This window comes from Brevibacillus jepli (assembly GCF_047229145.1).
GTDB lineage: Bacteria > Bacillota > Bacilli > Brevibacillales > Brevibacillaceae > Brevibacillus.
This window is the reverse complement of the sequence record NZ_JBFEFW010000014.1, coordinates 157,736-165,369: the sequence shown is the minus strand read 5'-3', so window position 1 is coordinate 165,369 and position 7,634 is coordinate 157,736. Positions and strand designations below refer to the sequence as shown.

General features: G+C 48.8%; 6 protein-coding genes and 1 pseudogene. 6 read left to right on the top strand and 1 reads right to left on the bottom strand.

Going from position 1 to position 7,634, the window contains the following annotated elements:
- Window positions 1-454 precede the first annotated feature (454 nt).
- A pseudogene (locus tag AB1L17_RS17120) lies at window positions 455-1,363 on the top strand (R2-like ligand-binding oxidase); the annotation flags it as partial.
- Between the two features lie 54 nt (window positions 1,364-1,417).
- On the opposite strand, the gene AB1L17_RS17115 reads toward AB1L17_RS17120, so the two are convergent.
- Window positions 1,418-2,470 carry a hypothetical protein gene (locus AB1L17_RS17115; protein ID WP_412845713.1) on the bottom strand — a complete coding sequence of 351 codons (1,053 nt, stop codon included), beginning with the start codon at window positions 2,468-2,470 and terminating at the stop codon, window positions 1,418-1,420.
- Window positions 2,471-2,693: 223 nt separating this feature from the next.
- On the opposite strand from AB1L17_RS17115, the gene AB1L17_RS17110 reads away from it, so the two are divergent.
- The 5 genes from AB1L17_RS17110 to ilvB all read left to right on the top strand — a co-directional run bounded on the left by AB1L17_RS17110 (window position 2,694) and on the right by ilvB (window position 7,633).
- Window positions 2,694-2,936, top strand: a complete 243-nt coding sequence (locus tag AB1L17_RS17110) for a hypothetical protein (protein ID WP_412845714.1) — start codon at window positions 2,694-2,696, stop codon at window positions 2,934-2,936.
- Between the two features lie 162 nt (window positions 2,937-3,098).
- On the top strand, window positions 3,099-3,338 hold the full coding sequence (locus tag AB1L17_RS17105; protein WP_412845715.1) for a hypothetical protein: 240 nt from the start codon (window positions 3,099-3,101) through the stop codon (window positions 3,336-3,338).
- 138 nt (window positions 3,339-3,476) lie between these two features.
- Entirely contained in the window at window positions 3,477-4,178 is a 702-nt protein-coding gene (locus tag AB1L17_RS17100; RefSeq protein WP_412845716.1) for a phosphoadenylyl-sulfate reductase, read from the top strand.
- Window positions 4,160-5,296, top strand: coding sequence for a sulfate adenylyltransferase (gene sat, locus AB1L17_RS17095; RefSeq protein ID WP_412845717.1), 1,137 nt, complete (start codon window positions 4,160-4,162; stop codon window positions 5,294-5,296). The genes AB1L17_RS17100 and sat overlap by 19 nt, the downstream gene beginning before the upstream one ends.
- A 600-nt stretch (window positions 5,297-5,896) precedes the next feature.
- Window positions 5,897-7,633 (top strand): biosynthetic-type acetolactate synthase large subunit, encoded by a 1,737-nt coding sequence (ilvB, locus tag AB1L17_RS17090; RefSeq protein ID WP_412845718.1) that lies wholly within the window; start codon window positions 5,897-5,899, stop codon window positions 7,631-7,633.
- Window position 7,634: the final 1 nt, after the last annotated feature.

Below are 7,634 nucleotides of genomic sequence, written 5' to 3'. Positions count from 1 at the left end.
AGCTGGCAGGGCATATTCGTCTGGAAAAAGGCGAACGGAGTGTGCTTGCACAGCTAGCTGCAGATTTATTGTAAAGACGATGTATGAAAACCAGCGATGAGGTCATACTATTTTTGTCGAGCCTGATGATTCATGTTAAGCAAACGGCGAAATGCCTTGCAGGAGGCGAAGATCCGTGGATAATCATGATCAAGCATTCGACGAAAGTCGTATGGAGATAAACCGACTCCTTTAGCTACTTTTCTCTACGATGGAGGTTGAAGAGCCAAAGAGAATAACCGGTAGAACCCCATAAGCAATTCGGGCTCGACATCGACTATTTTTGGGGATATGAACGATCGTTCAGCGCGACCTATAATCAACGTACAGCGCCTTTATTTTATCAAATGGATGAATGGAATTAATTTACAATTTGGTGACTTCTTTCATTCATTCAGAGTAGAAGGCGCACGAGAAAAAGAAAGGTTGGATGAGTATGAGGAATGGTTTTGTTTCGACCAGCCAAAAAGGATTGAATCAGGAGCTGTTACCGTACCAACTGTATCAGAAAGCCAAGCGATACGGCATTTGGAACCCGCAGGACATTGATTTTACACAAGACCGCGAAGACTACGCCAATATGACACCGGAGCAAAGAGAAGAAACATTGGGGCGGATCGCTGGTTTTCTTGGTGGAGAAGAAGCGGTCACTCTCGACCTTTTGCCCTTGATTATGGTCATTGCAGAGGAAGGCCGATTGGAGGAAGAGATGTATTTGACGACCTTCCTCTTTGAAGAAGCCAAGCATACGGAATTTTTCCGCCTGGTCCTGGACAACATCGGCGAGTCAGGGGACTTGCACCATTTTCACGATGATGTGTACAAGCGCATATTCCATGAGATCTTGCCAAATGCACTCAATCGACTACTGACGGATAAGTCACCCGAAGCCATCGCAGAAGCCTCGACCGTCTACAACATGTTTGTGGAAGGCGTGCTTGCAGAGACTGGCTACTACGCCTTTTACGAAGGACTTAGCAAAACAGGGCTGATGCCGGGACTCATGCAAGGAATCGGTTATTTGAAGACGGATGAATCGCGTCACATTAGCTACGGAACGTTCCTCTTGCAGCGATTGATCTGTGAGCATCCGCATGTTTACGATGTCATTGCCAAAAAGATGGATGAGCTGGCACCAATGGCGAGTCATCTGTATGACTGGATGGACGATCCTGACGGTGTCAGTGCATTCGGAGTGAGGGTCGCTGATTTGCAGCAGTTTGCCAAAAAGCAGCTGAATGTGCGGATGGAGGTACTTTCCCGTGCAAAAGGGCAGACGATTCAAGAGCTGTATAAGCATACAAGAACGACGGTAGATGCATAGAAAGGGAGCGTTCTTCTCAAAGCAAAAGCACCCACAACGGGTGCTTTTTATTTTCTACAGATCCACTTTTATTTTCATCTCAACCATATTGAGTGTTTGTTTGTCCGCGTCCTTGATTTTGATGAGCTCGCCTTTTAATTTTTCGCCTTTTTCCCCATAGGCATCCTTTACAGATGGCCACATGTTGTCGTCCGGTACGAATTGGATGAGAACATAGTATTTCTTCACTTTGTCTGGCTGCGGGATTTGCAGGGTAAAAGAACCGTCTGGCTTTACTTCCGCCTGATCCGTATAACCATAATGGACATGGTTAGGGATATCGAGGCCACCACTTATCTTTGTTCCTTCCAGGAAGTTGCTTTTCGCGGATATGGTTAGGGATTTCCCGGTTTTTGTTACACTTGGCTTGATCCAAATTGCAGGTTGGCCATAATCTGACGGCTTATCCCATACAGGTGTTTCGAATGGTACCTTCGTATTTGTCTGAGCTTTCGGATCTACATAAGCAAAGGTCGCTACTTTGGACTTGATTTCGTCAGAATCGAGGTACTGGTAAACGTAATCACCCGATAGCTTTTCACCAATTTTTCCGTAGGCTTCTTGGATTCGGTCGCTCTGTTGATCGGAAGTGAAGGATACTTCGACTTCCATCTGTGCCTTAACGTCTGGTTTTTTTACTTCAAGGTCAAAGCTGCCATCGGAGTTAACCTCCGTCTCATCGTTATAACCCCACATGTTATAACCTTTTGCGGTTACATTTGCTTTTACTTTAGCACCGGGCAGCAAGTTGGAAGTTCCCTTGATGGCCAACGTTTTGGCGTTGACGGTTACTTCGCCTCCGAGAGTCGCTTTCGTATCTCCCTGGTCTGGTGGAGCGTCGCCGGATGGCTGGCCAACGACTTCGAAATTTACGGCTTCACCCTCTGGTTTGGTATCGCTATTTGGCTTTGCTTCAGCTGATGACTCAGGAGCTGTTGTTGTCTGAGTTAACGGCTGATTTTGTGATTGCCCGGACTCGGTTGCTTCGGGTTTGACTTCCTGGCTACATCCCGAAAGGATCGGAATGAGCAAAAAAGCAGAAAGCATAATCCCACTGAGCTTAGACATGCAGTTACCTCCTGTCGTTTGAAAATCAACACAATTCAAAATCATACCATATTTTGTATTTGAATCAAATTTCGTCATGAGAAATGAATCTAGGCTCCGGGCTTAACGGGGAGTCCGCCTAAGGTCTGAGTAAAAAACAACCTCCCGTCCGTGTTGTAAGGACTAGGTGATGCCATACAATAAAGCCATAAGAGGAAAACATTGGATAGGGAGAGAGATCAAAATGAGAAAACAAAAGTGGATGATGATGGGTGTTACAGCGGTAGTTTGTTCGGCGATGTTCGTGCCAGGGGCGTTTGCCAAAGACAAAGATGATTCATACTCAGTGACGCCTAGTATCTTTGCCCCTGGCCCGTACAGTGTGCAAGCAGCACAGACAACGGATGCGGTTACTAGCAATAGCACACAAACAACGGGAAGTGCGTTTATCTTCGCCCCTAATGTAAGTGAAAAAGAAGAAAAATAAGATGGGATTGGAAAAAGCATCTGCACAGGATGCTTTTTCTTTTGCAGTGATTCCGCCTCAAGTCTGAGTAAAAAACAATCTTCCGTCCGTGTCGAGCGGATTACCTGATGCCATACAATAAAAAGCGTTAAAGGAAAACATTGGATAGGGAGAGAGAAATAGATGAGAAAACAAAAATGGATGATGATGGGTGTTACAGCAGTAGTCTGTTCAGCGTTGTTCGTGCCAGGAGCATTTGCGAAAGACAAAGACGATTCATACTCAGTTCCTTCTTCTGTCTTCGCCCCTGGACCTTATTCTGTGCCAGCCGTTCAAAAAACGGATGCTGTCAAACATACACAACAAACGGGCACTGCCTTTACTTTTGCGCCAACTGCTAACGAAAAAGAAGAAAATGAATAAGGGTTTACCACAAAAGCTGTCAGGCTATGTCTGGCGGCTTTTTTCGTTTGGGCGCGATGGATGGGGTGGACGATGCGCCACTTCCTGTCACTAGGCATATGATGGTGGGTGAATCCTAGCAAGAGAGGAGTTTCGCTGATGAGCAATCGCCAGAAAATGGCGGATGAGGAATTACAGGAATGGTCAAGCCGACTAGAAGAGAAAGCACCACAGGACGTGCTTGTGCAAGCCGTTGAAAACTACGCAGCCGGTCTGATCTTGGCTGCCAGCTTTGGAGCGGAAGATGTCGTGCTGATCGACATGCTGCACAACTTGGCACCGACTATACCTGTTTTTTACCTCGATACCAACATTCATTTTGCTGAAACCTATGACACGCGCGACAAGCTCCAAGCCAGATACGGCACGACATTTATTCAAGTACTGCCACAGCTGACGTTGGCCGAGCAGGCAGAAAAACACGGCGACAAACTGTGGGAGAGAGAACCGAATCTTTGCTGTGAGATTCGTAAAGTAGAGCCACTAAAGCGTGTCCTGTCCAACTATGAGGCGTGGATTACAGGCATTCGTCGCGATCAATCACCTACTCGCGCCCATGCGAAAAAAGTAGAATGGGACGAAAAGTTCAACCTGGTTAAATTCAACCCTCTTGCAGATTGGACGGAGGGCCAGGTGTGGGAATATATACATGCGAATGATGTCCCTTATAATCCTTTGCATGACAGGAATTATCCCAGCATTGGCTGCCGGGTATGTACCCGCGCTGTGCTGCCTGGTCAAGACTCACGGGCAGGTCGATGGACTGGCTTTGAGAAGACGGAATGCGGTTTGCACAAATGAACAGCGCAGGAGGGAAAGACGTGAAGCAAACGATACTGCCGCATGGGATCAAAAAAGCCATCATCGTAGACAAATGGACACTGTCAGACATCGAATGCCTTACGATCGGAGCCTTTTCCCCGTTGACGGGATTTATGGGAGAAGCCGATTACCATGCTGTTGTGGAAACGATGCGGCTTGCGAATGGGACCGTTTGGCCGTTACCAGTGACTTTGGCTGTCGATGCATTCGAGCATGACGATATCGATCCTGGCGATCTCATCCTGTTACGCGGGGAGGATGGAGTAGACTATGCGATTCTTCGGGTAGAAAGCTGCTTCGTGCCAGATAAAATGCGTGAGGCAGAGCTCGTTTTCCGCACGGTGGATCTCGCTCATCCAGGTGTGAAAAAGCTGTTTGAAAAGCCAGATCTATACCTGGGGGGATCGGTTGAGGTTCTGCAAAGGCCACAGCCTGAGCGTTTCTCTGATTTTTATTTGACACCGATGGAAACGCGGGAAAGATTTCGTGCAAACGGTTGGAAAACAGTGGTCGGTTTCCAAACGCGCAATCCCGTCCATCGGGCACATGAATATATTCAAAAGGCGGCATTGGAGATCGTCGATGGCCTTTTTCTCAATCCGTTGATGGGTGAAACGAAAGCCGATGACGTTCCAGCACAAGTACGGATGAAAAGCTATCTGGCACTCCTGGAAAATTACTATCCGAACAACCGTGTACTGCTCGGAGCTTTTCCAGCGGCCATGCGATATGCGGGTCCGCGCGAGGCGGTCTTCCATGCATTGGTGAGGAAAAATTACGGCTGCACTCATTTTATTGTCGGTCGTGATCATGCAGGGGTAGGCGATTATTACGGCACCTATGATGCGCAGCACATCTTTTCCGAGTTTGCGCTAGAGGAGCTCGGCATCCAGCTGCTGTTTTTTGAACACAGCTTTTATTGCACTGCCTGCCAAGGAATGGCAACGACCAAGACGTGCCCGCATGACGCCTCCTCCCATATGACCTTATCCGGGACGAAGGTGAGGGAAATGTTGAGAAATGGGATTACGCCACCACCCGAATTCACGCGTCCAGAAGTGGCGACTATTTTGATTGAGGGGTTGCGAGTTACCTGATAGAAGAGAGTAAAAAGCGGGGAAGGGACGGCAAAGCCGTTCTTTTTCCCTTGCAAATAATTGGACAAGATTTCCTTTTCTTGTATGCGCTTTCAGTCAAAAACCGCGCTATATAGCCATTTCCTACTGAGCATTCGTTCGGACGAAAGTCCAGTAAAATCTTTTTGTTTTCGTTGACACCCCCTAGGTGCCTAGCTATAATCAGACGTAACACTTTATTCTGACAACAACAATATTAAAAAAATTGTTTAAATAGTAGGCCATGACGAGGATGGTGCGCGTTACCCCTTTTACAGAGAGCCCTGATGCTGAGAAACGGGTATAGGGTACGTCGCATTGCTCACCTCTGAGCCGTTTTGCTGAAACTTGCTTATGCAGGTAGTAGGCCAAACCGCTTAACACCCGTTAACGTGTTACAGTCCACATTTGCTGTGACTGGCTGAGATCGGCTGACCGTGAGGCGCCGATAAAGTTGGGTGGTACCGCGAACCCTTTCGCCCCAAAAGACATGGAAATAAAACCGTGTCGGGGCGAAAGGGTTTTTCTATGTGTCTATAGTTATTTTCAATACCTGTTGAGAAATGGGAGGAGGAGAGGTCAATGAGTGTTGAAATGGCCGAATTGCAGAAAAAGAACGGCATTCCACCGATTCAGTTCGGGGAAGAAGTGACAGGAGCAGAAACGCTGCTGCGCTGTTTGATCCTGGAGCAGGTCGAATACATTTTCGGCTATCCAGGCGGGGCGGTGCTCCCGATTTATGACTCCCTGTACGGGAGCTACTTCAAGCACATTTTGACTCGCCACGAGCAAGGCGCTATCCACGCTGCTGACGGATATGCCCGAGCGACTGGCAAACCAGGCGTATGTATCGCCACTTCCGGTCCGGGAGCAACGAACCTCGTAACGGGGATTGCGACCGCTCAGATGGACTCGGTTCCGCTGGTTTGTATCACCGGAAACGTGGCACAGTCACTGATTGGTACGGATGCGTTCCAAGAAGCGAACATTACCGGAATCACGATTCCGATCACGAAGCACAGCTATTTTGTTCGTGACATTCGCGATCTCCCGCGGATTGTGAAGGAAGCGTTCCACATCGCAACAACCGGTCGTCCGGGTCCCGTATTGATCGACATTCCAAAGGACGTCGCCAATGCGAAGGCACCATTTACTTACCCGGATCAAGTGGAGATTCGCGGCTACCGCGCTTCACTCGTGCCAAGCGACGAAGAAGTGCAAGCCTTTATAAAAGCAGTTGGCGAAGCGAAGCGTCCGGTCATTTTGGCGGGCGGGGGAATCATTGCAGCACAAGCAGAGAAAGAATTGCTCGACTTTGCTGAAAAAACACGCATTCCGGTAATCAATACCTTTATGGGACTGGGCGGCTTCCCAGGAACACATGAGCTGTCCCTGCAAATGCCGGGGATGCACGGAAACTACACGGCGAACCAAGCTCTCCTGAATGCCGATTGCGTCATTGGTCTCGGTGCACGCTTTGACGACCGGATCACGATGGGCCGCACCAAGGAGTTCGCTCCAAAAGCGCGCATCGTTCACGTTGACATCGATCCAGCAGAGCTGGGGAAAAACGTAACGACAGCCGTAACAGTAGCGGGCGATGTGAAGAGCACGCTGGCAAAAGCAATTCCGCTCGCAAAAGCTTGTGATTCCGAAGCGTGGATCAGCCAGCTGAAAGAGTGGCAAGAACAATATCCGTACAAGTACAAAAAAGATGGCGATGTCTTGAAGCCACAAGCAGTCATTGAGCTCTTGTACAGCTCCACAGATGGGGAAGCGATCGTCACAACAGACGTTGGACAGCACCAGATGTGGACAGCTCAATACTACAAGTTCAAGCACCCTCGCTCCTTTATCTCTTCCGGTGGTCTCGGCACGATGGGCTTCGGCTTCCCGGCAGCAATTGGCGCACAGATCGCTCACCCGGATCGTACGGTAATCTCCGTCGTTGGGGATGGCGGATTCCAGATGACGAATCAAGAGCTGGCAATCGTCTCCCAATACAACATTCCGGTCAAGGTAGCGATTGTGAACAACCAATGCTTGGGTATGGTTCGTCAATGGCAGGAGCTCTTCTACGATAATCGCTACAGCCAAATCGATCTGACGTGCAGCCCGGATTTTGTCAAACTGGCAGAAGCATATGGCGTAAAAGGCTTGCGTGCAAGCACGCCGGAGGAAGCCGAAGCAGTTTGGGCACAGGCGCTTGCGCATGATGGACCAGTCGTGGTGGACTTCCGAGTTGCACAGGAAGAAAACGTATATCCGATGGTTGCATCAGGCAACACATTAGATCAGATGGAATTGGGGGACGATTAGG

What these genes read in the sequence shown, in the direction of transcription:
- AB1L17_RS17115 (WP_412845713.1), bottom strand. Translation starts at nt 2,470, where the DNA reads ATGTCTAAGCTCAGTGGGATTATGCTTTCTGCTTTTTTGCTCATTCCG.
- AB1L17_RS17110 (WP_412845714.1), top strand. Translation starts at nt 2,694, where the DNA reads ATGAGAAAACAAAAGTGGATGATGATGGGTGTTACAGCGGTAGTTTGT.
- AB1L17_RS17105 (WP_412845715.1), top strand. Translation starts at nt 3,099, where the DNA reads ATGAGAAAACAAAAATGGATGATGATGGGTGTTACAGCAGTAGTCTGT.
- AB1L17_RS17100 (WP_412845716.1), top strand. Translation starts at nt 3,477, where the DNA reads ATGAGCAATCGCCAGAAAATGGCGGATGAGGAATTACAGGAATGGTCA.
- sat (WP_412845717.1), top strand. Translation starts at nt 4,160, where the DNA reads ATGCGGTTTGCACAAATGAACAGCGCAGGAGGGAAAGACGTGAAGCAA.
- ilvB (WP_412845718.1), top strand. Translation starts at nt 5,897, where the DNA reads ATGAGTGTTGAAATGGCCGAATTGCAGAAAAAGAACGGCATTCCACCG.